Genomic DNA, 23886 nt, shown 5'->3' on the forward strand with positions numbered 1-23886 from the left:
CTCCCACAGGTTCTGCATTTTGATTGACCGGTATTGGCCATGCACGCCCTGGGAATATGTGTTAAAAACGCTTCGCCGCCAAACAATCTGGCGGCAAAACGTTCTCAGGGCGGGGTGTAATTCCCCACCGGCGGTAATTGCGCGCAATGCGCATAGCCCGCGAGCGCTTGGCGTCAGGTACAGCAATGGCTGTGATGGCGGCAAGGTCAGCAGACCCGGTGTGATTCCGGGGCCGACGGTCATAGTCCGGATGAAGAGAGAACGGGATTAACGCCAAAGGGCCGCCTGCCGCTGATGCGAGCGTGCGTACCCTTAAATCCCATTCGATTCATAACGCCCTGTTTTTCACACAAACAGGAGTCAGAACATGCAACCCACCGCAATCGATAGCAAAAGCAAAAACCATCAGGGCGAGCGCGTCGCGTTCATCCAGGCCTGCTGGCACAAGGAAATCGTTGATCAGAGCCGTAAAGGCTTCGTCACCGAAATGATTGCTCAGGGTTATCAAGAGTCGGACATCGATTTCTTCGAAGTCGGCGGCGCCTTTGAAATTCCGCTTCACGCCAAGTTGCTGGCCAAGTCCGGCCGTTATGCCGGCATCGTCGCCGCGGGCCTGGTAGTCGATGGCGGCATCTATCGCCACGAATTCGTCGCCCAGTCGGTGATCAGCGGCCTGATGCAGGTTCAGTTGGAAACTGAAGTACCGGTGTTCTCGGTGGTTTTGACCCCGCACCACTTCCATGCTGGCGAAGAGCATCAGAAGTTCTTCTTCGAGCATTTCGTGCATAAAGGTCAGGAAGCGGCGAAGACTTGTGCGGATACGCTGCACAAGATGCGTGCGTTGCGTCGTAGCGAACCCCGCGCAGTAGCGGTCTAGTCGTATGATCGTTCCCACGCTCTGCGTGGGAATGCCTAAATGGACGCTCTGCGTCCGCTTCGGCAGGGACGCGGAGCATCCCGGGCTGCATTCCCACGCGGAGCGTGGGAACGATCATTGCGCGGAAGTCAGGCGAGGTTTTCGTCGGTGGTCGGCACGATCAGGATGCCGGCGCGCAGGCCGTTCTTGACCTTGGGGTTCGGGAAGATGATCCGGGCGCCCTTCTCTTCGATGACCCAGCGGGTATTGGCGATATCCTCAGCCAGCACATAACCCACCTTCAACTCCGAAAAGTTTTCGATATCCGCCGGCAGGTTCAGGCGGAAGTTATCGCTGTGCTTGATGACTTCCCGCGCGACGCTGAACAACTGCAAGCCATCCAGCCCTTCGTCGGTCATTGGCGGCTCGGTGCCTTCGATGATCTGCTTCAGGCGGGTCTCAAGAAGGCTGACGTTGACCCCATCGTTCTGCCCGAACGGCCGGGCCTTGCCCAGTTCCAGGGTGAAGGACTCGGCATCGAGCTTGTCGTAGGTGTAGGAGCTGAAGACGATGGAAGGCTTGTTCTGCAACAGCACCGCCTCCATACCGGCGGCGCGCAGGCGAGCCAGCTCCTGGCGTGAATGCTGACGGCCTTCCTTCCAGGGGTACAGGGCGAACTGCTCGATTTTCGAGCCACGGATCGCCGTGTGCAGGTCGTAGTGCAGGCGATTGCGATCCGGCAGGCTGAAGAAAGTCGCCGCCAGCCGCTCCAGCTCACAAGCGCGCAACGCCTCGGAACCGCTGGTTTGTTCGTGCCGACCGTTGAACAGCCGATTGACGTCCTGCTCGATGAAACGCTCACCGCGACGGATGGCCTCGGGATTGCCGAACAGGAACAGAATACGTGCGCGCGGCTTCAAGTCACCGCGGGCGATGTCATGCAACAGGCGATCGAGCAGCTCGATCGGCGCTGTTTCGTTGCCATGGATGCCGGCTGAGAGCAGCAGGTCCAGGCCATTGTCGCGGGCTTCAGGTGGCCGGACTTCCAGCGCACCTTCGCTCAACCAGCGCATCCGCACGCCTTCGACAGTCAGTTGAGTCTTCTCCGCCGGTTCGCGGCCGGCGAGGGTCAGTTCAAGCAGTTTGCCGAGGGCGAGCATAGAGCGGTTTCCTTAGTGGTCGTGATTGCAATCCGGGCCGTGTACGTGGTCCTCATCATCACCGACGTCGGCCGGTTCCATCTCCAGTTGCAGACTTACCAGATTAGTCGCCAATGGGCGCAGCAGCAGGTTGGCGTATTCAGCGTCACCTTCTTCGACGTCCACGCCGATCAGCAACTGGCCGCGGCCGTCCTGCTGGATCCACAGCTCTTTGCCTTGCCACATGACCGCGACACGGGTGCAGGAAGTTTCCAGTTGCGTGCCGTCGGTGTCTTCAAGGATCAGCTGCAGGGTATCGCTCATGTTTTACGCTCTCGTCTGGAGATAGCGCGGCGCATTCAATTCATGCGCCGACTTTCAATTGATCTGGAATGGATAAACCGCGCCCAGTTTAAGGATTTGCGTCAGTTCATCCAGTGCCGTCCGGCACTCAAGCAGCAATTGCGGGTCCGCCAGATCGTTTTCGGTCATGCGGTCGCGGTAGTGCTTGTCGACCCATTCGGTCAATGTGCCGTACAACGGTGCCGTCATGATAACCCCTTGGTTGACGGCCGCCAGTTCGGTTTCGTTAAGTGCGACGCGTAACCGCAGGCAAGCCGGGCCACCGCCGTTCTGCATGCTCTGCTTGAGATCGAAAACTTTTACTTCGCGGATCAGGCCGCCAGAGCTGGTCAGGCCTTGCAGGTACTGCCAGACACGCTCGTTGCCACGGCATTCTTCCGGCACGATCAAGAGCATGGAGCCGTCAGGACGCGACAGCAGTTGGCTGTTGAACAGGTAGGAACGAACGGCGTCTTCAACGGTGACCGCGGAACGCGGTACACAGATCGACTGAAATTTCCCACCGACTTTGGCGAGTTTGCCTTGCAGCTCAGCGAGCATCTGGTCAGTGTCGAGGAAGGCGTCCTCGTGATAGAACAGCACTTCGCCATTACCCACGGCGATCACGTCGTTATGGAACACGCCCTGATCGATCACCGAAGGGTTCTGCTGGGCATAAACCACGCCGTCATCACGCAGACCGTGCAGACGCGCGACGGCTTGGGAGGCTTCGAGCGTCTGGCGCGCCGGGTACTTCTGCGGGGCCGGGTAACGGGTGTCGAACGCGCTGCGACCGAACACGAAAAACTCGACGCCGGCTTCACCGTAGTCACGGCAGAAACGGGTGTGGTTGGCCGCGCCTTCGTCACCGAACTGCGCCACGGCCGGCAACGCGGCGTGGTGAGCAAAGTGCTTCTGGTCGGCGAACATCGCGCCCAGCACACGACTGGTGGTCGGGTGCTCGATGCTGCGGTGATATTTGCAGTTCAGGTTGGCAGCCGTGAAATGCACGCGGCCGTCGGCGGTATCGGCGCTCGGGCTGACCGTGGCGGCGTTGGCCACCCACATGCTCGATGCCGAGCAACTGGCAACCAGCAGCGGCATTGCCTCCTTGGCAGCGCGCTCTATCACTTGCGCGTCGGTGCCGCTGAAACCCAAGCGGCGCAGTGCGCCGACGTCCGGACGTTCTTGTGGCGCCAAAACGCCTTGCTGAAAGCCCATCTCCATCAGCGCTTTCATCTTCGCCAGGCCTTGCAGCGCGGCTTCCTTCGGGTTCGAGGATTGCTGGCTGTTGCTCTGGGAGGCAACGTTGCCGTAGGACAGGCCACCGTAGTTATGGGTCGGCCCCACTAGACCGTCAAAATTGACTTCATAGGATTTCATCAGCGAGGCTCCACGAGAATCTGTTTTTTTAGGCATCAGTAACTAACTGTTCAGTGCGACCGTGTCGCGGCCATCGCGGGCAAGCCCGCTCCCACAGGTTCAGCAGTGTTCACAGATTTTGTGTTCCACGCAGACCTTGTGGGAGCGGGCTTGCCCGCGATTGGGCGTTACGCCATTTTCACGCCGGGCGTCAGGGCCGCTGGCAACACCAGGCTCGGGGTTTCCAGCGAGGCCACCGGGTACGCGCAATAATCTGCGGCGTAGTAGGCGCTGGCGCGATGGTTACCCGAGGCGCCGACACCGCCGAATGGCGCGCTGCTCGCAGCACCGGTCAACTGCTTGTTCCAGTTGACGATACCTGCGCGGCTTTCCAGCCAGAACTGCTGATAACGCGCTTCGGAATCCGACAGCAAGCCAGCCGCCAGGCCATAAGCAGTGTCATTGGCTTCAGCGATCGCCGCTTCAAAATCAGCGTAGCGGATCACTTGCAGCAGCGGACCGAACAGCTCTTCGTCCGGGCGATCAGCAACCGCTGTCACGTCCAGAATACCGGGGGTCAGCAAGGCAGACTGAGCCTGAGGCTGAGTCATTTCCAACAGCGCCACGGCGCCATTGGCCAGCAGATGTTCTTGCGCATCCATCAGCGCTTTCGCAGCGCCGAGGGAAATCACCGAGCCCATGAACGGCGCCGGTTGCTGATCGAACGCCCCGACTTCAATCGTCGAACTGACCGCCACCAGACGCGCCAGCAGCGTATCGCCCCAGGCGCCTTGTGGCACCAGCAAGCGACGGGCACAAGTGCACCGCTGACCGGCAGAAATGAATGCCGACTGAATGATGGTGTAAACGGCGGCATCGAGGTCCGCGACCTGATCCACCACCAGCGGGTTGTTGCCACCCATTTCCAGCGCGAGGATCTTGTCCGGACGACCTGCAAACTGCTGGTGCAGGTGATTGCCGGTACGGCTGGAACCGGTGAAGAACAGACCGTCGATGCCCGGGTTCGCCGCCAGGGCGATACCGGTTTCGCGAGCGCCTTGCAGCAGGTTCAGCACGCCAGCCGGCAGACCGGCTTCGATCCAGCACTTGACCGTCAGCTCAGCGACTTTCGGGGTCAGCTCGCTGGGCTTGAACAGCACACTGTTACCGGCCAGCAGCGCCGGTACGATGTGACCGTTCGGCAAGTGGCCGGGGAAGTTGTAAGGACCAAACACTGCCACCACACCGTGTGGCTTGTGACGCAACACCGCCGTGGCGTCGCCCAGCGGGCCGCTCTTCTCGCCGGTGCGTTCGCGGTAGCTCTGCACCGAGATCGCAATCTTGTTGACCATGCTGGTGACTTCAGTCGCCGCTTCCCACAGGGGTTTGCCGGTTTCTTCGCCGATGGTGCGAGCCAGCTCGTCAGCGTGATTCTTCAGCGCAGCGGCAAAGGCTTCCAGCACGCTGATGCGTTCTTCCAGGGTATGGCGAGCCCAGCTCGGGAACGCCTGACGTGCAGCTTGCACGGCCGACTCGACCTGACCGGCCGTGGCACCTTCGCCGGCCCACAGCACTTGCTGGGTCACCGGGTTTACCGATTGAAAGCTTTCACCCTGGCCAGCCAGCCATTCACCGGCGATGTATAGCGAATTCATTATTTCGACTCCCGAGCAGCAGACAACGGAACGGCGCGCACTTGATCGCCAGCGTTGAGTTGAAGACGTTTGGCGGTCAGCGGATCGACCACCAAAGTGCCGGCGGCGAAGCGTGCTGGTGCGGCAGTGATCCGGCAGTCTTCGCGCTTGCGGTTATGAATCAGGAATGGCGTGGCATCGTCACCCGGGGTGCCGATGGCCAGCACCAGCGCCTGGCTGTCACGCACTGCACGGATCTTGGTGGTTTCGCATTCCACCGCAGGGCCGGCATCGAAAATATCGACATAGCCTTGATAGCTGAACCCTTCACTCTTGAGCATCGACAGGGCCGGCTCGGTATCCGGGTGAACCTGGCCGATCACGTTGCGCGCGTCTGGCGACAGGAAGCAGGTGTACAGCGGGAATTTCGGCATCAGTTCGGCGATGAACGCCTTGTTGCCCACGCCAGTGAGGTAATCGGCCTGGCTGAACTCCATCTTGAAGAAGTGCCGGCCCAGGCTTTCCCAGAACGGCGAACGCCCGGCGTCATCGGACACACCGCGCATTTCGGCGATGATCTTGTTGCCGAACAGTTGCGGGAACTCGGCGATGAACAGCATCCGCGCCTTGGCCAGCATGCGACCGTTGAGGCCAGTGCGGAAATCGGCGTGCAGGAACAGCGAGCACAGCTCAGAGTTGCCAGTCAGGTCGTTGGCCAGGAACAGCGTCGGGATTTCGCGATAGATGTTCAGTTCTTGCGAGGCGCTGACTGTCAGGCCGACCCGGAAGTTGTACCAGGGCTCACGCAGACCGACGGCGCCAGCAATGGCGGAAATGCCCACCACGCGGCCGTTGTCGTCTTCGAGCACGAACAGGTAGTCCGCATCGCCCCGCCCGGCTTCGCCGCGGAAGGTCTTCTCGGCCCAGCCGACCCGATGGGCCAGACGCTCTTCGTTGGCCGGCAAGGTGGTCAGGCCGGTGCCGGTGCTGCGGGCCAGGTCGATCAGAGCGGGTAAATCGCTGCTGCGTACGGGACGAACGATCATGCTATCTCCTCAAACGGGCCGCTGACGCCACCCGTGAAACTCGCTGCTTTACTAAGCATTCATTCTTTATAGGCATAGCAGCAGGCGTTAAACCGCCACCAGGCGCACGCTGGCACCTTCACCGACGCCCAAGGCTTCGGCCGCTTCAAGATCCAGGGTTACGGGTTTGCCCGGCGCGTAATCGAGCTCAAGCAAAACGGCGCGGTAATCCTGCAACTGGGCGTTGGCCACCAGATATTGACGACCGGCACCTTTGACCGGCTCACCGATCTTCACCGGCACTACACGGCTCTGGGCGATCGAACGGATCCCCGAGACGCGGGCGTGCAGAGTCGGGCCACCGTCGAAAATGTCGATGTAGTGATCGGTCTCGAAGCCTTCGCGCATCAGGATGTCAAAAGTGATCTGCGCCCGTGGGTGCACCTGGCCCATCGCCTCTTGAGCGGAGTCCGGCAGCAACGGCACGTAGATTGGGTAATGCGGCATCAGCTCGGCCAGGAACGTGCGGCTTTTCAGGCCACACAGACGCTCGGCTTCGGCGTAGTTGAGGTCGAAGAAGTTGCGACCGATGGCATCCCAGAACGGCGAGTCGCCATTTTCGTCGCTGTAACCGACGATCTCGGTGACTACCGAATCAGCAAAGCGCTCCGGATGGCTGGCCACGAACAACAGGCGACCACGGGAATTGAGCTCAGCCCAAGGCGACCCCACCAACTCCGGCTTCACGTAGAAACTGGTCAGCAAGCTGTTGCCGGTCAGGTCGTGGCACTGGGAGAGCACGTGGATTTTGTTGTGGATCTTCAGTTCGCGGGAAGCGTGCACGAACGTTTCGTTACGAAAGCTGTAGAACGGCTCGGAATAACCGGCCGAGGCAACGATGGCCGAACAGCCGACCAGCTTGCCGGTGGCCGTGTCTTCGAGGACAAAGAAATAACTCTCTTCACCGTTGAAGCTGACTTCGGCGGCGAACGAGGCTTCGCTTGCCGCGATCTTGTCGCTCAGGCGTTCAACGTCATCCGGCAAGGAAGTGACACCAATCGGGCTGTCCGCAGCCAGACGCTGTACCTCGCCCAGATCAGCCATTTGCGCGGGGCGCATCACCAGCATGGTGTCACTCCTTTCTCGAAAAAATTCATTAGAAAAATGCCCGGCTCATGTGGGAGCGGGCTTGCCCGCGATAGCGTCCTGTCAGATAACAATGAAGTCGGCTGTCAGGCCCTCATCGCGGGCAAGCCCGCTCCCACATTTACGGTGCCCGGCACATAAAAATTGGTTCGACGCCTGAACAGTTCAGGCGTCGAAGGGACTATCAGGCTTGCGTCAGCTTCGCCGCGGCGCGTTCGAAACGGTCCAGGCCGGCATCGATATCGGCGTCTTCAACCACCAGGCTTGGCGCGAAACGAATCACGTCCGGGCCGGCTTGCAGAATCATCAGGCCTTCACGCTCGGCGGCGTTGAAGATGTCCTTGGCCTTGCCTTTCCAGGCATCGCTCAGTACGCAACCGAGCAGCAGGCCCAGACCGCGGACTTCAGTGAAGAGGCCATACTTCTCGCCGATCTGCTCAAGACGGGTCTTGAACTTGTCGTGCTTGGCATTGACGCCGTTCAGCACTTCTGGCGTGTTGATCACATCGATCACCGCTTCAGCAACAGCGCACGCCAGCGGGTTACCGCCATACGTGGTGCCGTGGGTACCGACGACCAGGTGTTTGGCCAGGTCTTCGGTGGTCAGCATTGCTGCGATCGGGAAACCACCGCCCAGGCTCTTGGCGCTGGTCAGGATGTCCGGGGTCACGCCGTAATGCTGATAGGCGAACAGCTTGCCGCTGCGACCCATGCCGGTCTGGACTTCGTCGAAAACCAGCAGCGCGTTATGCGCGTCGCACAGTTCACGAGCACCTTGCAGGTAAGACAGCTCGGCCGGCAATACGCCGCCTTCGCCCTGGATCGGCTCCAGAACCACCGCGCACGTCTTGTCGGAAACAGCGGCTTTCAGCGCGGCCAGATCGTTGTAAGGCACGTGGGTGATGCCAGTGATCTTCGGACCGAAGCCGTCGGAGTACTTCGACTGGCCACCAACGTTCACGGTGAACAGGGTACGGCCGTGAAAGCTGTTGAGCGCGGCAACGATTTCATACTTCTCGGTACCGAAACGGTCATGGGCCACACGACGGGCCAGCTTGAAAGCGGCCTCGTTGGCTTCGGCGCCAGAGTTGCAGAAGAACACACGCTCGGCAAACGTGGCGTCGACCAGCTTATGGGCCAGACGCAAGGCCGGCTCGTTGGTGAACACGTTGGACACGTGCCACAGCTTGTTCGCCTGCTCGGTCAATGCAGCGACCAGCGCCGGATGCGCATGGCCCAATACGTTAACGGCAATCCCGCCGGCGAAGTCGATCAGCTCGCGGCCAGACTGGTCCCAAACACGGGAACCGGCGCCACGCACAGGAATGAAAGCGGCTGGCGCGTAGTTGGGAACCATTACCTGGTCGAAATCGGCGCGTTCTACCGCAGCGTGCTCAACGGACATCGGAGTCTCCTGAAGAGGAACGCTCGCCTGAAACTGGCGAGCGATGGGGGGATTGTAAGGACAGTTTTCAGCCGGGCCTTGCCGCCAAGCGACAACTTCTTATAGCGCGAACACAGGTTTTGCCCGGGTTTACGGCAATGCGACAAATAGCGTCGCAAAGGCGCAGTTTAAACTGCCTGCGGGGTTTGCGGCAGGTTGCGAGGATCTTACTCATCCGGATTTTACGGTGGCGGTACATATGTACCGCACGTCGCTGGCGCTCATGGTGTTTTCTGAGGTCTTCTTAACGCCAACGGCAACCTTCATGAGCCTTACCAACGAAAATCCGGACGCTGTCCATCTCGATCCGATGTCACCCTTCAACAGGGACAGCCATTACCAGCCTCTGATAAACGTCATCCCCCGCTGGCTGACGCAGGCGACCGCGCAAAAGCGCGAAGCCTTGAGCAAGGCCAAACCCCGACTGCCGGCCGGACTCAACAACGCGTCCCGCAGCCAGCATGCCGAATTACGCACACTCAATGCCTTGCACTGGCAAGCGCAGAACCGCGTCGATCAGTCCCTGGCCAAGGTGAAAAATGCCAGCGCCTTTGCCGAACCGTTGCTGGTTGCAGCGCTCAAGAAGCGCTTCGGTCTGGAGCTGGACGTCCACCAGACCTTTTTGCGTCTTTATATTCCCGCCCATATCCCGTGGCTGCGGCTGAAGTCGGGCGCGGCGCGCATCTGGACGGTGTCGCTGCTGGATGCCGCGCTGCACAACTTCGAAAGCAGCGAGACCGAGGACGACGCCTTTGAGCCCGCCTCGACCTACATCAGCGCACCGTCCTCTGCGGGGCAATTCAATGAGCTGCCGCACGTTCTGCAAAAAATGCCCATCACGGCATTCACCCAACTGTGCCGGGAGCTGGATATTGGCGAACACTACAAAACCCACCTCGAAGAAAACCTGGGCATCAGCAATCCCGTGGTCGCGGCGCCCCTGCAATCCAGCGTCCGCGACAGCCAGAAAACGGCCCTCAACACCGCCCTGCAAATGGCCTACCTGCAAAACAAGCTTGGCGGCGATGTCCATGGCCTGATCCTTGGCTTACTCGACGGCCTGCAACATTTACGTCTGCGCGGACAGGCATGGGGCTGTCATGAACTGACTATCATGAACGCACGCCTGACCGGCATCGTGGTGTTTTTTCCGGACCTGGAACGTGCGCGTGAAGTGGCCCGAGTGGTGGCCTATATCCCCGACGATCCCGAACATCCGATCAAGGAATATGCCTCCTCCGGCGCCTTCGCCCAGGAACTGACCCAACGTTTGCGCCGTCATGACTATCAACAGTTCTTTAGCCGCTTTATCGATCATGAGGATCGCGGGCACTTCTTCGCTCAGTTAAACGACCGACTTGTCTCCATTACCTGGCAACCGGTTCAGCCTGGCGACCCACGCCCCACCTGGAGAGAAAAACCAAACCAGCGCGCCGACCTGCAAATGACGGCGACGCCGATCAAAGGCGATCTGTGGGTTCATCTCTACCAACGCAAACTCGACAAGATCCTCAACGATGCCCGAGTCATCGCAGTATCCACGGCGACGGTCGATCAGAAAGCTCGCTGGGCGTTATGGGACTCCTTTACGGAAATCGCCTCGGCACTGCTAAACATCGCAGCCTTTGTCGCCATGCCGTTCGTGCCCTTCCTCGGTGAACTGATGCTGGCTTATATGGCGTACCAGTTACTCGACGAAACCTTCGAAAGCATCGTCGACTGGGCAGAAGGTCAGACGACCGAAGCCTTCGAGCATTTGATGGGCGTGCTTGAGTCGGCCGTGCAACTGGGCACTTTTGCTGCCGGCGGCGTCGTGGCAGCAGGCGAATTTCGCGCCGTGTTGCCGCGTGAAATCGTTCAGTTCATCGACCGCTTCCACTCTGTCAAAACGCCTCGGGGTGAAAGCCGCTACTGGAAGCCGGATCTGAGCACCTATGAACAGCACGGCCCACTCCCTCAGACTGCCAGACCCGATGAACTCGGGCTGTACCGCCACGACGGCAAAACCCTGTTGTCACTGGACAACAAACCCTACGCCGTCAGCCAAGACTCCGTGACCGGTGAGCACCGCATCGATCACCCGAGCCGTCCGCAAGCCTATAAACCCGTACTCAAACACAATGGCGCCGGAGCCTGGCAGACCGAAATCGACCAGCCGTTGAGCTGGGATCAAGCCACGGTGCTGCGCCGCCTGGGCCCTGACATGGAACGGTTCGCACCCTCGGTGCGTGAACGAATGCTCCAGATCAGCGGCTGCCACGAGAATGCCTTGCGCAAGATGCATGTGAACTCCAGTCAGATGCCTGCGCTGCTCGCCGACACGCTGCTGCGTTTCAAGATCGATCAGGACATCCAGACCTTCATTGAGCTGATCGGCAGCGAACAACCGACCGACTACCTGAAAGCCGACCCCATCACACAACTGGAACTGCTGCGTGACAACCATTACTGGCCGGCCAAAAAAGGGCTGCGCCTGGTCGACAACAAAGCACAAACCCTCTGGGAACACAGCGCCCCCGGCCAACCCACGGTCCAGATCAATCAGGCGCACCTCAGCAACGGCGACCTGATCCATACGCTACTGCTGACTCTGGGGGAAACCGAAACCAGAACGCTGATGGGCGAACAGTTCGGCACACCCTCCCCCAGTTTGGGCACCCGCGCCCGCACATTACGCAGGGAACTGAAAGCGCTCGCCGAGAGCAGGCGAGAAACCCTGTTCGACCATCGATACCGCCGACTGGATCGAGCCGCCTCTGGGCTGACGCAAAAACTCATCGACGCCGAACACGGTTTGCCGAGCAGCGTGGCAGAAGCACTGCTGCAAACCGCCAGCGACAAAGAGCTGCAACAACTTAAGCGCGGTATCTTGTCCAAACGCCTCGAACAGCTCACCCGTGAAGCCCGATTGCAAGTCAGGGTCACCCGGGCTTATGAAGGTCTGGAGATCCGTTCAAGCGCCAACAACCCCGACACCGATCGACTGGCCCTGCACACCTTGCAGCGACTGCCTGGCTGGTCGGGGCAAATACGTCTGGAAATCCGCGAATACGCCCATGATGGACGTCTGCTCGACAGTGTCGGCACTGCCGATGCGCCAATCCGCAAAGTGCTCGTTCTAAATGCCGATGGCAGCTATCAGGCCTTTGACGATGCCGGCCTTGAGCTCAGCGGCGCGAGCACGTTCTATCTGGATTTATTGCAGGCGCTACCGGACAGCGAGCGCTCGGCGCTAGGCATCCACATGGGTGAAGGTGAAAAACTCAAGCGACTGATTCGCACTCATGCCCTGAACCGCGAGGAACTGCACTCGGTCCTGGCGCAACATCCAATCCTGAAGCCCACCTACGATCCGACCGTCATGCGTTTGCTCGGTGGCACGGATGGCTATCATCGCGGAGTGTTCAGTGCGCCAACGTTACAGGCCTACGCCCATGAACTATTCCCGCACTTGTCAGGCGAGGAACTGCAAGCCTTTGTCGAACGCTTGCAACGGCACCCGACCGGCCCACGGGCAGAGCTGACCCGGCTCATGACCGAACGCGCCCGGCTCAGCAATGCCCTGAACCTCTGGCGTAACGAAATCCCACTGTTCATGCCGGATACCCGGATCCGAATTACCCCTGAACAATTCAGCATTCAGAAGCGAAATCGCCGACACCTGGCAGAGGCATTACTCGATTGCTGGCGAAAACAAGCCACACCGCCCCAGGGTGAGGACCCTGTGGTCGAGTTCCGTTTCTCCCAACCGATAGTGGGTGAGTTTCCGGTGCTCGGCGAGGGCTTCAGACACGTGACAAGCCTGTCACTGGACGGCCATCGCGCCACACGTGGGATGCATGATTTTTTGCGAGGTTTCTCAGGCTTGCGTCGCCTGGCCTTGCGCGATTTCAGGCTCAATCACCTTCCGCAAGCCATTGTGCAATCGCCGAACCTCACCGAACTGATTCTCAGCGACTGCGCCATTACCCTCACACCAGAGAGCCACGCCACCCTGTCAGCGCTGAACAAACTGGTGATTCTGGACCTGTACAAAAACCCGCTGGGGCTCAACCCCACTGTCGAGAATATGCCGCAGCTGAACTACATCGACGTATCGGACACCGGCATTTCCAGCTTCCCCCCCGGTTTGCTGACCCGGCCACACCTTCGAACTGTTCTGCTCAATGACAATCAGATCCAGGAACTGCCCACCGCGCTCTTTGATCTCCCCACCACCGTCAAAGAGGGCGTCGACCTGGGCGGCAACCCGATTTCGGCCGCGACTCGCGAACGCATAAAAATCCATTTCGGCCGTACGCGTCAGGACTTCGCAGTATTTGCCGAACAGGCTGATATCGATCGGGTGCAAGCGCTGTACCCAGGCATGGACCAGGAAGAAGCCAGTGAGTTTATCTATCTGCGGCCTGGGACACTGGCCGACGGCAAAGCGGCGATCACGCGCCTGGAAACCGAACTCAACACCCTCAACAACGACCTGTCAGCCTGGACAGCAGACGTCCCGGCGGTGCACCCGGTGAGCGGCGCCCCTTTCACCGCGCAGGAGCTGCTCAGCGAACATTCGATTCGGGATGAATTCAAACGGATTGTGGAACGTTGCTGGCGCCGGCAAACCGCTCTGGACGACTTCAATCAACAACTTCAACCCACCTACGAGCTGAGCCTGCCCACCATTATTGTCGGTAACTTGCCGGCGCTGCGGGCCGACTTCAGTCACGTCTCGCTGCTGTATTTACACACCGTTGATGGACTGACTTCAGGGGCCGAGCGTTTTCTGGAGAGCTTTCCTCGCCTCAAGGGACTGACCCTCCGTAACTACCGACAGCAGAACTTTCCCGAATCGATTTCCAGGATGGGCGATCTGACCGCATTGACGATGACCGATTGCCAACTCACCCTGACGGCGCAAAGTGCACTGGAACTGGCACAGATGGAGCAGCTTGATTATCTGGATCTGAGCGACAACCCGCTGGGCGCCACACCCGACGTGAGCCAGATGTCCCGTCTCACCACCCTGTTGCTGAACAACACCGGCATTACTGAATTGCCGCCGAGCCTGTTGCGACTCAAATCCCTGGACACCGTGGACCTGAGCGAAAACGCGATCACCCACATACCCGCCGACATTATGGAATTGCCGCTGGAAATCGGCGAGAGCATCAATCTGAGGGACAATCCGCTGTCAGAGGAAAGCGTACAAACACTGATCAATTATTTCAGGCAGACAGGCGTCGACTTCGGCGTCGATGCGGTCATTGATCAAGCGGAAATGGAGGTGTCGTCGTCCGGAAGCTCTGACGTCGATGAGTAATCGACGCCAGATTTAACAACGGATCAACCGCGTTCGGACGGCACCGACGACAACTCGAACGGGCTGCTGCTGCGCCGCTGGTTGCGATCTTCCCGCGGCGTGGCGCCGAAGAAGTTGCGGTAGGCGCTGGAGAAATGCGGCCCCGAAGAGAAGCCACACGACAGGCCGATCTGGATGATCGACTTGCTGGTTTGCATCAACATCTGCCGGGCCTTGTTCAGACGCAGCTCCAGGTAATACTGGCTCGGCACGCGGTTGAGGTATTGCTTGAAGATCCGTTCCAGCTGCCGACGGGACACGCACACGTGCTGGGCGATTTCGTCGGTGGTCAGCGGTTCTTCGATATTGGCTTCCATCAGCAACACCGCTTGGGTGAGCTTCGGATGGCTGGAGCCGAGACGGTTTTGCAGTGGAATGCGTTGGCGCTCGCCGCCTTCGCGGATGCGTTCGACCACCAGTTCTTCAGATACCGCACCGGCCAGTTCGGCGCCGTGATCACGGGCCAGCACTGCCAGCAGCAAATCGAGCACCGACATGCCGCCGCACGCGGTCAGTCGATCGCGATCCCAGTCGAACAGATGACTGGTGGCGATCACCTTCGGGAAACGCTCGGCGAAATCGTCCTGCCAGCGCCAATGCACGGCAGCGCGGTAGCCGTCGAGCAAACCCAGTTGCGCCAACGGGTAGACACCGGCCGACAAACCGCCAATCACACAACCGGCTCGCACCAGTTGTTTCAGCCCACTGCTGAGCGCCGGCGCGAGAGCGGTCGGTGGCTCGTCGGCGAGCAAGAACAGTTTCTGGAAATTTTCGAGCTTGCCGGCCCAGGGTTCACCCGGCAATTGCCAAGCGCCTTCGGTCGATGGTTCGGCCTGCAAAAACGACAGTTCGTAAACAACGTCCGGGTGCACACGCTGGGCAACACGCAAGGCCTCCTCAGCCAGCGCAAGCGTCAGAGCTTTAGTGCTGGGCCAAATCAGGAAACCAATTCGATGGGCAGTCATGGGCGGGCGATCCGAAGCGAAGAACAGTGATGAAGGCATGGGCCAATGCTAGCCCGTAAATGAACACAAATCGCAAAATCAGCAAAGATCAAATGTGGGAGCAACTGTCTTGATGTCTTTTATTTTGAAGTTTGATCAAAGGGCAGCCGAACTTCCACAGTCTCAAACCATGTGATTTCCCAAATGAGCAAGCAGTCTGTTTAGGCTGCCTGCTCTCTCCACTCAGTTTGGTCACGGATCATCGCGTTCAGCCTTATCAACAACACCCGCATGCAGGCGATCAGCGCCACTTTCGCGCATTTACCTCTCAGGCGAAGCGCGTCATATCGGGCTTTGAACTCGGGTTGTCGCAAAATCACAGCCCAACTGGCCATGTACATCGCACGTCGCACGGCAAATCGGCCACCGCTTATATGACGAGGCCCTTCGTGGTTGCCGCTGTCGTCGTTGTAAGGGGCGATCCCTGCCAGTGCTGCGATCTCGTGCCGTCCAACCTCTCCCAGCTCAGGCAGGTAGGCCATGATGCTGGCTGCGGTCACGAGCCCTAGTCCCTTAACCGAGCGCAAGCGGGCAATTTTTTCACTGTCCAGGTCTTTGGCGCTTTGGCAGATCAGCTGTTCTATCGACTTTATTGCCTGATCTAAATAGTCGATATGGCTTTGCAACAAGGGTTTTATCGAGTCGACAGAAGCCGTTTTGATACGCCGCCTGTCGTCACTTTGCTGCTGAACAAAGTTTTCGCGTTGCTGTACCAGCGCACGCAAATTGTCCTGTTCGGCGCTGGTGATACGGCTATCGGCGTCCTTTATAATCGTTGCAAATTCGGCGAGAAGCCGCGCATCTATCGCGTCTGTTTTAGCGCGATAACCCATTGCCTTGGCAAAATCTTTCGCCCGACGAGGATTGATTCGTAAGACGTCAAAGCCGCCCCTTTGAAGCACCTTCATGGGCCCCCGCTCGTAGCCACCGGTGGCTTCCAGTAACACGCGGGTGACTTCGAAGCCTTTTAACCAATCAATCAGCACCGGGAAACCACTGGCGCTGTTCGGAAAACTCGCACCAATGCCTTGCGAATTAATCCAGACTTCCAGACTGTCTTTGGAAACATCAATGCCTGCGCAGGAAAACATGGCTAAACCCTCTTACACTCATAAATGAGAGCGCTCTGGTTGGGCTCCACGCTTGTAATGTTCGAGGTCGGCTCGTTCAACTGTTCGGGCTCAATAACCAGAGTGGAGAGGTGAATGGCAGCATGGGCTCCCACACGTGCTGCTAGCACTCCGGGCGTTCAGCTTGCCACTCACCGCTCTCATCTTCAGTCTAAGTCCTGCGCAAGACACAAGCGGGCTTGCCTGCGATAGCGGTGTGCCAAATTGCATTTCTGGTACAGACACACCGCGATCGCAGGCAAGCCAGCTCCCACAGGGGATCGGGGTCAGCTTCTAGGTTGCGAAGCATGCACTATCCCGGTGCACAACGGCAGTTCTGATTATTTCAAGCTGCCGGACAAAAATTGTTGCAAACGTTCAGACTGCGGATTGACCAGCACTTCGCGCGGGTTGCCGCATTCTTCGACGACGCCTTTGTGCAGGAACACCAGTTGGTTCGACACTTCACGGGCAAAGCCCATTTCGTGCGTCACCACCACCATGGTCCGGCCTTCCTGTGCCAGGGCCTGCATGACTTTCAGCACGTCACCGACCAACTCAGGGTCGAGGGCCGAGGTCGGCTCGTCGAACAGCATGACCTCAGGTTCCATCGCCAGCGCACGGGCAATTGCCACACGCTGCTGCTCACCACCGGACATGTGGCCAGGGTAGGCGTCTTTGCGATGCGCAACACCGACCTTGTTCAGGTAGTGCTCAGCCTTCTCACGGGCTTCGGTCTTGGACATGCCGAGCACGTGGACCGGCGCTTCCATGATGTTTTCCATCGCAGTCATGTGCGACCACAAGTTGAAATGCTGGAACACCATCGACAGGCGCGAACGCATGCGTTGCAGCTGTTTTGGGTCGGCGGCTTTCAGCGCGCCGTCCTTGTTGGCGACCAGTTTCAGCTCTTCGTTGTTGAGCAGAATCCTGCCCGCGTGCGGCTGCTCGAGCAGGTTGATGCAGCGCAGAAAAGTACTTTTGCCGGAGCCACTGGAGCCGATGATGCTGATCACATCGCCAGCTGCCGCTTTCAGGGACACGCCCTTGAGCACTTCGTGACTGCCATAGCGTTTATGCAGGTCTTGGACTTCAAGTTTGTACATGCGGTCGGTTCTCACAAAAACAGTCAGTCAGTCGTTGAGCAAGCGCCCGTGACGAAGCGCTTCGCGCCCCGCCACCTTGGCCAGCCAGAAACCGGGTTGGGCGTAACGCAGCCGCTCAATGGCAAACAGCACCCCGGACGTACCAGCACACACCGTGCTGACCCGATCCGATAACGGATCGATCACTTCAAAAATCTCGTCGCCGGCTTCAACCCACTCACCGGGCCTGCGCAGAAAACTCACCACGCCAGGATGCGGCGCGAACAGCATTTCGGTGCCTTCGAACGGCATACCTTCGCAAGCATCTTGCGCAGGTTTTGGCCATTCGCCGCTGATCAAGCCTTGTTCAGCGAGGAACGCCAGAATGCCTTCAGCGTAAGCCTGCGCCTCTGGGCGACCGGTATCGGATTGGCCGCCCAACTCGATGGTCGTCGCCAGGCAGGCCAGTGGAATCCGGGCATCCGGAAACAGACGCGACAGACGCAGCCAAGGCAGCGAACACGCTTCATCAAAGGAACTGCCGCCGGAATCTTCCGCCAGCAGCCCGACCTTGACGTTCAAGTGCGCGGCCAGTGAACGCCAATGCGGCCAGTGCTGCGGCAAGGCATACATGTGCAGCGCTGCCTCGCAATCGCAGTGCAAATCCAGCACCACATCGGCGGTGCAGGCATGGCTGAGCAAGATGCGCTGCATGCCTTGCAACTGACTGGCGGCCGGTGGCAATGCAGCCAGCACATCGCTCATGGTTTCACGGATCAAACGGATGTTGGCGTGAGGATCGTCACCCAAGTGCCCTTGGAGCTCAGCGGCCACGGGCTCGCTCAGTTCGACGAAATCCCGGTTGAAGTTCTTGCCGCTGCCGGCCTCGAAACGCCCCTGATGATTACCCTGAAGCAGTTGACCGAGGCCCAATGGATTGGCCACCGGCACCAGTTCGATCACACCATTGAGCAAGCCTTGGGCTTCGAGTTCGGTCAGGCGCTTTTTCAGCTCCCAGGCGGTGCGCATCCCCGGCAGTTCATCGGCGTGCAGGCTGGCCTGGATGTAGGCCTTGCGCTCGCCAGCGCCGAAGCGGAACACCGAAATCCGGCGCTCGCTACCCAGGTGGCTCCACGGCAATGCATGATCGATGCGTTCCATATCAGTGCTTCCGCGGGGCCAGATAGCCCAGCCAGCGGTGCTCGGCCATTTTGAACAGGCGCACCAGAATGAACGTCAGGCACAGGTAGAACACGCCGGCGGTGATGTAGGCTTCGAACGGCAAGTAGAACTGAGCGTTAACCGTGCGCGCGGCACCGGTGATGTCGATCAGGGTCACGATCGACGCCAGACTGGTGGTCTGCAGCATCATGATCACTTCGTTGCTGTACTGCGGCAGTGCCCGGCGCAGGGCCGATGGCAGCAGGATCCGCTTGTACATTTTGACCCGCGACATGCCCATGGCCTTGGCCGCTTCAATCTCGCCATTCGGCGTGGCGCGCAGGCTGCCAGCGATGATTTCAGCGGTGTAGGCGCTGGTGTTGATGGCGAAGGCCAGGCACGCACAGAACGTGGCGCTGGACAGCCATGGCCAGAGGAAGCTTTCACGTACCGCTTCAAACTGCGCCAGACCGTAGTAGATCAAAAACAGCTGCACCAGCATCGGCGTGCCGCGGATCACGTAGGTGAACAGCCAGGCACTCATGTTGACCAGCGGCTGCTTGGAGACGCGCATCAGCCCCAGCGGCAGTGCCGCCAGCAAACCGAAAAACAGCGACAGCGCGAGCAATTTAAGGGTGGTCACCAGGCCGCCGAAGTACAGCGGCAAGGCCTCCCAAATGACGTTGTAGTCGAAGATCATAGCTCAGCCGCCCTTACGCCTACCGAGTAGCGCTTCTCAAGATGACGCAATGCCAGCAACGAGACACTGGTGATCACCAGGTACATCGCCGCCACTGCGAGGAAGAAGGTGAAAGGCTCGCGGGTAGCGTCTGCCGCCTGCTTGGCCTTGAACATCATGTCTTGCAGACCGACCACCGAAATCAGCGCGGTCGCCTTGGTCAGTACCAGCCAGTTGTTGGTGAAACCCGGAATCGCCAGACGAATCATCTGCGGCACCAACACCCGGAAGAACACCTGAAAACTGCTCATGCCGTACGCCATGCCGGCTTCCGCCTGCCCCTTGGGGATGGCCATGAACGCACCACGGAAGGTTTCCGACAGGTACGCACCGAAGATGAAGCCCAAGGTGCCGATACCGGCGGCCAACGGGTTCAGGTCGATGTAGTCGTCATAGCCGAGCATCGGCGCGACGCGGTTGAGCAGGTCCTGGCCACCGTAGAAAATCAGCAGGATCAGCACCAGGTCGGGAATACCGCGGATCACCGTGGAATACAGATCGCCCAGCCAGGCCAGCCAGCGTATTGGGGACAGACGCAGCGCAACGCCGATCAGACCCAGAACAATGGCCAAGACCATGGACGACAAGGCGAGCTGAAGCGTCAGCCATGCGCCATCGAGGATGACAGCCCCGTAGCCTTTCAACATGATTCAGGTCCTCGAAAGTTGGGATGAAAAAATGGCGCAAACCTCAGAGATCCTGTTGCTTGCGCCATTTCGGACTTGTTGCGGGGACGATTACTTGCCGTAGATATCGAAGGCGAAGTATTTGTCCTGGATTTGCTTGTACTTGCCGTTCTCGCGAATGGCCGCGATCGCGGTGTTGATCTTGTCTTTCAGACCATCGCCCTTGCGAACCGCGATACCCACGCCGTCGCCGAAGTATTTGACGTCGGTGAAGGCCGGGCCAACGAAGGCGAAGCCCTTGCCGGCGTCGGTTTTCAGGAAGCCGTCATCCAGCAGCGTAGCGTCTGCCACGGTGCCGTCGAGGCGACCGGCGGCAACGTCGAGGTAGATTTCATTCTGCGAACCGTAAGGCTTGATCTCGGCACCCAGTGGGGCCAGGACTTCGCGGGCGAAACGCTCGTGGATCGAACCACGTTGTACGCCGATGTTCTTGCCCTTCAACTCAGCCAGGCTTTCGCTGACCTGAGTGCCGGCCTTCATGACCAGGCGAGCCGGGGTGTTGTAGTACTTGTTGGTGAAGTCCACGGACTTCTTGCGGTCTTCAGTGATCGACATGGACGACAGGATTGCGTCGATCTTGCGCACCTTGAGTGCCGGGATCAGGCCGTCAAACTCTTGCTCGACCCACTGGCACTTGACCTTCATCTCTTCGCACAGGGCGTTGCCGATGTCGTAGTCGAAACCCACGATGCTGCCGTCCGGTGCTTTGGAGGCGAACGGAGGGTAAGCCGCTTCGATACCGATTTTCAGAGGTTTTTCATCGGCGAAGGTCGGCAGGGACAGCACGGACAGTGCCAGGGCGCCAAGCAGCACGAGTTTCTTCATCTTGGGACTCCATCGGTAAAGGGCAAAAACGGCAGAGTGAGCGACAGCCCAATATGCGAATGGTTAAACCAAAAAACGGTGCTGCGTCCTAGGAACCGTGCGCTGATTTCAACGCAGGCAACGACGAGCGAGTGATCGGCATTCTAACGACAGGCCCGAAGCCGATATTTCTTCAATGCGACAACAAATTACAGATGCACCGAGAAAGCCGCTTGAGCGCGTTGACAGTCTTGCAATTTCATGCAAGAGCAAAAGACAGTGAACCGATCTATATTGCAAATTGCGGGCCTATTATTCGCAAACCCTTCTAATCCGGCAAGCGCAGCGTTGTGTCTTATTTTTCATGGCGGGTTTAGAGGCCCTGTGATGGGGCTTTGCGTTTCCCAATGCCTCGTTGTCGGGCGTGCGGTTACACATTCAGTAACTTGAAGGGGGGTGGGTAACAGTGGGAATTGACCTACGGCTGACACCGATAATTATTGGCCGTTGTTTATGTTGCGCCTGACAGGCCGCCATCGCGGGCAAGCCCGCTCCCACAGGTTTTTGGGAGGTGGTTCAGATTGCATGCACGCCACAAATCCTTGTGGGAGCGGGCTTGCCCGCGATGAGGCCTGGACTGCCGATACAAAAACATCAGGCAATAAAAAGCCCCACCAGGCTCAACGCCTGGCAGGGCTTCGATGACTCAGGAATCAGCGCTTACGCGACGTTCATGGTCTTGTGCGTATCAATCAAATGCTGCACCACACCCGGATCGGCCAGGGTCGAAATATCGCCCAACCCGTCGTATTCCGCCGTCGCAATCTTGCGCAGAATCCGGCGCATGATCTTGCCCGAACGGGTTTTCGGCAGCCCCGGCGCCCACTGAATCACATCTGGCGAAGCAATCGGGCCGATCTCTTTACGCACCCAGTTTTTCAGTTCCAGACGCAATTGCTCGGTCGGCTCTTCGCCACCGTTCAGGGTCACGTAGACATAAATGCCCTGCCCCTTGATGTCATGCGGCACCCCCACCACCGCCGCCTCGGCGACTTTCGGGTGAGCGACCATCGCGCTTTCGATCTCGGCGGTACCCATGCGGTGCCCGGAAACGTTAAGCACGTCATCCACACGCCCGGTGATCCAGTAGTAACCGTCTTCGTCGCGACGTGCGCCGTCGCCAGTGAAATACATGCCACGGAAGGTCTTGAAGTAAGTATCGACGAAGCGGTCATGGTCGCCGTACAGCGTGCGCGCCTGGCCTGGCCACGAATCGAGAATCACCAGGTTACCCTCGGCCACGCCTTCGATGATGTTGCCCAGGTTGTCGACCAACGCTGGCACCACACCGAAGAACGGACGCGCCGCAGAACCCGGCTTGAGGGCATGAGCGCCCGGCAGCGGGCTCATCATGTTGCCGCCGGTTTCGGTTTGCCACCAGGTGTCGACGATCGGGCAACGGGACTGGCCGACGTTCTTGTAGTACCAATCCCACGCTTCCGGGTTGATCGGCTCACCGACCGAACCCAACAGACGCAGGCTGCTGCCATCGGCACCTTCCACAGCGGCTTTGCCCGACGCCATCATTGCGCGGATCGCGGTTGGCGCCGTGTAGAGGATGTTGACCTTGTGCTTGTCGACGATCTTCGCCACCCGGGTGATGTCCGGATAGTTCGGCACGCCTTCGAACAGCAGCGTGGTCGCGCCGTTGGCCAATGGGCCGTAGACGATATAGCTGTGACCGGTGACCCAACCGACGTCGGCGGTGCACCAGTAGATTTCGCCCGGACGGTAGTCGAACACACGCTCGTGGGTCATCGCCGCATACAGCAGATAACCGCCAGTGGTGTGCTGCACGCCCTTCGGCTTGCCGGTGGAACCGGAGGTATAAAGGATGAACAGCGCTTCTTCAGCGCCCATCTCTTTCGGCGCGCACACACTGCCCGCCACTTTCATCAGGTCTTCGTACCAGATGTCGCGATGCTGGTTCCACTTGATGTTGCCACCGGTGCGCTTGCACACGATGACTTTCTGAATGCTGTGGGTTTCCGGGTTGGTCAGCGCGTCATCGACGTTGGACTTGAGCGGGATCTTCTTGCCGGCACGAATACCTTCGTCGGCAGTGATCACCACTTTCGAGCGGCAGTCGATGATGCGACCGGCCAGGGCTTCCGGCGAGAAACCGCCGAACACTACCGAGTGAATCGCGCCGATCCGGGTGCAGGCCAGCATGGCGACCACGGCTTCGGGGATCATCGGCATATAGATCGTCACCACGTCGCCGCGGTGCACATCCTGGCCACGCAAGGCGTTGGCGAACTTGCAGACTTCTTCGTGCAGCTCACGGTAAGTGATGTTGCGGCTTTCGGCAGGGTCATCCCCTTCCCAAATAATCGCGATTTGATCGCCGCGCTCGGCCAGATGACGGTCGAGGCAGTTGTAGGAAACGTTCAGGGTGCCGTCGGCGAACCATTTGATGTCGACATGGTGATCGTCGAAGGACGTCTGCTTCACCGTGGTGAAAGGCTTGATCCAGTCGAGGCGCTTGGCTTGTTCACGCCAGAAGCCGTCCGGGTTGACGACCGACTGCTGGTACATGGCCTTATAGGTGGCCTCGTCAGTCAGCGTGTTGGCTGCTACCTCGGGACGAACGGGATACAAAGAAGCCGCACTCATCTTTCTTACCTCGGTGGAATAGTTGTTTTTGTATGGCCCCAGTTGTAGCCGGGGCGGGCCTATAGAACCATTCGACGATGGTAGTAACAAGCCCCTACAAAATGTGGCTATACCGCGACGAGGCGCTCAAACCCGGCTATTCCGGGGCTTCGTAGGAGCCGCCGGAGGCTGCGATCTTTTGATCTTCGGCATTTTTAGTCGAATGATCGCAATCTTCGGCAGATTCTGCGCAGTAGATACCGGGCGAACTCTTGGGGATTGTTACCAAATCTGCCAAAGGTGTTTATCAAAAGCACGGCTATATGCACGTCACCCCCAGGCCTA

General features: G+C 59.1%; 17 protein-coding genes and 1 riboswitch. Of the genes, 2 read left to right on the plus strand and 15 right to left on the minus strand.

Annotated features, from left to right (window positions below; all coding sequences use genetic code 11):
• Nucleotides 1-96 precede the first annotated feature (96 nt).
• Nucleotides 97-267, plus strand: a riboswitch (FMN riboswitch).
• A 100-nt stretch (nucleotides 268-367) separates the two neighbouring features.
• Nucleotides 368-877 (plus strand): 6,7-dimethyl-8-ribityllumazine synthase, encoded by a 510-nt coding sequence (locus tag PSH88_RS23000; protein WP_237884060.1) that lies wholly within the window; start codon nucleotides 368-370, stop codon nucleotides 875-877.
• A 128-nt stretch (nucleotides 878-1005) separates the two neighbouring features.
• On the opposite strand, the gene astE is transcribed toward PSH88_RS23000, so the two are convergent.
• The 7 genes from astE to PSH88_RS23035 all read right to left on the minus strand — a co-directional run bounded on the left by astE (nucleotide 1006) and on the right by PSH88_RS23035 (nucleotide 8909).
• Nucleotides 1006-2016 carry a succinylglutamate desuccinylase gene (gene astE / locus PSH88_RS23005; RefSeq protein WP_305422849.1) on the minus strand — a complete coding sequence of 337 codons (1011 nt, stop codon included), beginning with the start codon at nucleotides 2014-2016 and terminating at the stop codon, nucleotides 1006-1008.
• Nucleotides 2017-2028: 12 nt separating this feature from the next.
• On the minus strand, nucleotides 2029-2319 hold the full coding sequence (locus tag PSH88_RS23010) for a hypothetical protein (RefSeq protein WP_007904718.1): 291 nt from the start codon (nucleotides 2317-2319) through the stop codon (nucleotides 2029-2031).
• A gap of 54 nt (nucleotides 2320-2373) precedes the next feature.
• Entirely contained in the window at nucleotides 2374-3720 is a 1347-nt protein-coding gene (astB, locus tag PSH88_RS23015; protein WP_305422850.1) for an N-succinylarginine dihydrolase, read from the minus strand.
• Between the two features lie 167 nt (nucleotides 3721-3887).
• The gene (astD, locus tag PSH88_RS23020) at nucleotides 3888-5357 is read right to left on the minus strand and encodes a succinylglutamate-semialdehyde dehydrogenase (protein ID WP_305427045.1); all 1470 of its coding nucleotides are present in this window, start codon (nucleotides 5355-5357) and stop codon (nucleotides 3888-3890) included.
• A complete protein-coding gene (gene astA, locus PSH88_RS23025) occupies nucleotides 5354-6379 on the minus strand; it encodes an arginine N-succinyltransferase (protein WP_095051595.1) in 1026 nt (341 codons plus the stop codon). The genes astD and astA overlap by 4 nt, the downstream gene beginning before the upstream one ends.
• 87 nt (nucleotides 6380-6466) lie before the next feature.
• The gene (gene aruF / locus PSH88_RS23030; protein ID WP_095634598.1) at nucleotides 6467-7486 is read right to left on the minus strand and encodes an arginine/ornithine succinyltransferase subunit alpha; all 1020 of its coding nucleotides are present in this window, start codon (nucleotides 7484-7486) and stop codon (nucleotides 6467-6469) included.
• 202 nt (nucleotides 7487-7688) lie between these two features.
• Nucleotides 7689-8909 carry an aspartate aminotransferase family protein gene (locus PSH88_RS23035; RefSeq protein WP_007904683.1) on the minus strand — a complete coding sequence of 407 codons (1221 nt, stop codon included), beginning with the start codon at nucleotides 8907-8909 and terminating at the stop codon, nucleotides 7689-7691.
• Nucleotides 8910-9213: 304 nt separating this feature from the next.
• On the opposite strand from PSH88_RS23035, the gene PSH88_RS23040 reads away from it, so the two are divergent.
• Complete coding sequence (locus PSH88_RS23040; protein WP_348529741.1) at nucleotides 9214-14259, plus strand: dermonecrotic toxin domain-containing protein; 5046 nt, start codon at nucleotides 9214-9216, stop codon at nucleotides 14257-14259.
• Nucleotides 14260-14282: 23 nt separating this feature from the next.
• On the opposite strand, the gene argR is transcribed toward PSH88_RS23040, so the two are convergent.
• The 8 genes from argR to acs form a co-directional block, all read right to left on the minus strand.
• Nucleotides 14283-15263, minus strand: a complete 981-nt coding sequence (gene argR, locus PSH88_RS23045; protein ID WP_305422854.1) for a transcriptional regulator ArgR — start codon at nucleotides 15261-15263, stop codon at nucleotides 14283-14285.
• 200 nt (nucleotides 15264-15463) lie between these two features.
• Nucleotides 15464-16393 carry a transposase gene (locus PSH88_RS23050; protein ID WP_305421584.1) on the minus strand — a complete coding sequence of 310 codons (930 nt, stop codon included), beginning with the start codon at nucleotides 16391-16393 and terminating at the stop codon, nucleotides 15464-15466.
• A 359-nt stretch (nucleotides 16394-16752) separates the two neighbouring features.
• Nucleotides 16753-17517 (minus strand): ABC transporter ATP-binding protein, encoded by a 765-nt coding sequence (locus PSH88_RS23055; protein ID WP_305422855.1) that lies wholly within the window; start codon nucleotides 17515-17517, stop codon nucleotides 16753-16755.
• A gap of 27 nt (nucleotides 17518-17544) precedes the next feature.
• Nucleotides 17545-18657, minus strand: coding sequence for a M14 family metallopeptidase (locus PSH88_RS23060; RefSeq protein WP_305422856.1), 1113 nt, complete (start codon nucleotides 18655-18657; stop codon nucleotides 17545-17547).
• Between the two features lies 1 nt (nucleotide 18658).
• On the minus strand, nucleotides 18659-19357 hold the full coding sequence (locus tag PSH88_RS23065; RefSeq protein ID WP_305422857.1) for an ABC transporter permease: 699 nt from the start codon (nucleotides 19355-19357) through the stop codon (nucleotides 18659-18661).
• The gene (locus PSH88_RS23070; RefSeq protein ID WP_305422858.1) at nucleotides 19354-20043 is read right to left on the minus strand and encodes an ABC transporter permease; all 690 of its coding nucleotides are present in this window, start codon (nucleotides 20041-20043) and stop codon (nucleotides 19354-19356) included. The genes PSH88_RS23065 and PSH88_RS23070 overlap by 4 nt, the downstream gene beginning before the upstream one ends.
• Before the next feature lie 90 nt (nucleotides 20044-20133).
• Nucleotides 20134-20907 carry an ABC transporter substrate-binding protein gene (locus PSH88_RS23075; RefSeq protein WP_305422859.1) on the minus strand — a complete coding sequence of 258 codons (774 nt, stop codon included), beginning with the start codon at nucleotides 20905-20907 and terminating at the stop codon, nucleotides 20134-20136.
• Nucleotides 20908-21606: 699 nt separating this feature from the next.
• Nucleotides 21607-23562, minus strand: a complete 1956-nt coding sequence (gene acs, locus PSH88_RS23080; protein ID WP_305422860.1) for an acetate--CoA ligase — start codon at nucleotides 23560-23562, stop codon at nucleotides 21607-21609.
• Between the last annotated feature and the right edge of the window lie 324 nt (nucleotides 23563-23886).

The sequence above is a fragment of the Pseudomonas wuhanensis genome, from assembly GCF_030687395.1.
Lineage (GTDB): Bacteria > Pseudomonadota > Gammaproteobacteria > Pseudomonadales > Pseudomonadaceae > Aquipseudomonas > Aquipseudomonas wuhanensis.

Coding starts and splice junctions, on each gene's coding strand:
- PSH88_RS23000 (WP_237884060.1), top strand. CDS start 368: ATGCAACCCACCGCAATCGATAGCAAAAGCAAAAACCATCAGGGCGAG.
- astE (WP_305422849.1), bottom strand. CDS start 2,016: ATGCTCGCCCTCGGCAAACTGCTTGAACTGACCCTCGCCGGCCGCGAA.
- PSH88_RS23010 (WP_007904718.1), bottom strand. CDS start 2,319: ATGAGCGATACCCTGCAGCTGATCCTTGAAGACACCGACGGCACGCAA.
- astB (WP_305422850.1), bottom strand. CDS start 3,720: ATGAAATCCTATGAAGTCAATTTTGACGGTCTAGTGGGGCCGACCCAT.
- astA (WP_095051595.1), bottom strand. CDS start 6,379: ATGATCGTTCGTCCCGTACGCAGCAGCGATTTACCCGCTCTGATCGAC.
- aruF (WP_095634598.1), bottom strand. CDS start 7,486: ATGCTGGTGATGCGCCCCGCGCAAATGGCTGATCTGGGCGAGGTACAG.
- PSH88_RS23035 (WP_007904683.1), bottom strand. CDS start 8,909: ATGTCCGTTGAGCACGCTGCGGTAGAACGCGCCGATTTCGACCAGGTA.
- PSH88_RS23040 (WP_348529741.1), top strand. CDS start 9,214: ATGAGCCTTACCAACGAAAATCCGGACGCTGTCCATCTCGATCCGATG.
- argR (WP_305422854.1), bottom strand. CDS start 15,263: ATGACTGCCCATCGAATTGGTTTCCTGATTTGGCCCAGCACTAAAGCT.
- PSH88_RS23050 (WP_305421584.1), bottom strand. CDS start 16,393: ATGTTTTCCTGCGCAGGCATTGATGTTTCCAAAGACAGTCTGGAAGTC.
- PSH88_RS23055 (WP_305422855.1), bottom strand. CDS start 17,517: ATGTACAAACTTGAAGTCCAAGACCTGCATAAACGCTATGGCAGTCAC.
- PSH88_RS23060 (WP_305422856.1), bottom strand. CDS start 18,657: ATGGAACGCATCGATCATGCATTGCCGTGGAGCCACCTGGGTAGCGAG.
- PSH88_RS23065 (WP_305422857.1), bottom strand. CDS start 19,357: ATGATCTTCGACTACAACGTCATTTGGGAGGCCTTGCCGCTGTACTTC.
- PSH88_RS23070 (WP_305422858.1), bottom strand. CDS start 20,043: ATGTTGAAAGGCTACGGGGCTGTCATCCTCGATGGCGCATGGCTGACG.
- PSH88_RS23075 (WP_305422859.1), bottom strand. CDS start 20,907: ATGAAGAAACTCGTGCTGCTTGGCGCCCTGGCACTGTCCGTGCTGTCC.
- acs (WP_305422860.1), bottom strand. CDS start 23,562: ATGAGTGCGGCTTCTTTGTATCCCGTTCGTCCCGAGGTAGCAGCCAAC.